The 1,296-nt window shown below is 55.2% G+C and carries 1 rRNA gene; it reads left to right on the top strand.

Annotation, left to right across the window (positions count from 1 at the left end):
• Positions 1-59: 59 nt before the first annotated feature.
• Positions 60-1,296 (top strand): 16S ribosomal RNA (locus L21TH_RS00800); the annotation flags it as partial.

The following is a 1,296-nucleotide window of genomic DNA, read 5'->3' as shown; positions in this document are numbered from 1 at the left end:
ACAAATTAGGACTTTGAAAATTGAACAGTGCAAAGCCAGTTGAGTTTCAGATAAACTTTCAATTTGAGAGTTTGATCCTGGCTCAGGACGAACGCTGGCGGCGTGCCTAACACATGCAAGTCGAGCGAAGCTTACCTCATGATTCCTTCGGGTTGATTGAGACTAAGCTTAGCGGCAGACGGGTGAGTAACGCGTGAGAAACCTGCCCTACACAGGGGGATAGCCTCGGGAAACCGGGATTAATACCCCATAAAACTCTAGTAGCGCATGCTACATGGGTCAAAACTCCGGTGGTGTAGGATGGTCTCGCGTCCCATTAGCTAGTTGGTGAGGTAACGGCTCACCAAGGCGACGATGGGTAGCCGGCCTGAGAGGGTGAACGGCCACACTGGAACTGAGACACGGTCCAGACTCCTACGGGAGGCAGCAGTGGGGAATATTGCACAATGGGGGAAACCCTGATGCAGCGACGCCGCGTGAGCGATGAAGGCCTTCGGGTCGTAAAGCTCTGTCCTAAGGGAAGAATTTTGACGGTACCTTAGGAGGAAGCCCCGGCTAACTACGTGCCAGCAGCCGCGGTAATACGTAGGGGGCGAGCGTTGTCCGGAATTACTGGGCGTAAAGGGTGCGTAGGCGGCCCTGCAAGTCAGGTGTGAAAGCCCTCGGCTCAACCGAGGTAAGCACTTGAAACTGTAGGGCTTGAGTGCAGGAGAGGAGAGCGGAATTTCTAGTGTAGCGGTGAAATGCGTAGATATTAGAAGGAACACCAGTGGCGAAGGCGGCTCTCTGGACTGCAACTGACGCTGAGGCACGAAAGCGTGGGGAGCGAACAGGATTAGATACCCTGGTAGTCCACGCCGTAAACGATGAGCGCTAGGTGTCGGGGTCGCCAGACTTCGGTGCTGCAGCTAACGCATTAAGCGCTCCGCCTGGGGAGTACGGTCGCAAGACTGAAACTCAAAGGAATTGACGGGGGCCCGCACAAGCAGCGGAGCATGTGGTTTAATTCGAAGCAACGCGAAGAACCTTACCAGGGCTTGACATCCCTCGGACCGTCCTAGAGATAGGACTTTCCCTTCGGGGACTGAGGTGACAGGTGGTGCATGGTTGTCGTCAGCTCGTGTCGTGAGATGTTGGGTTAAGTCCCGCAACGAGCGCAACCCTTGCCTTTAGTTGCCATCAGGTAATGCTGGGCACTCTAGAGGGACTGCCGGTGACAAACCGGAGGAAGGTGGGGATGACGTCAAATCATCATGCCCCTTATGCCCTGGGCTACACACGTGCTACAATGGCCGG

The organism is Caldisalinibacter kiritimatiensis (genome assembly GCF_000387765.1).
GTDB classification, from domain to species: Bacteria; Bacillota; Clostridia; order Tissierellales; family Caldisalinibacteraceae; genus Caldisalinibacter; species Caldisalinibacter kiritimatiensis.
This window is presented reverse-complemented; position numbering and strand designations above follow the sequence as displayed.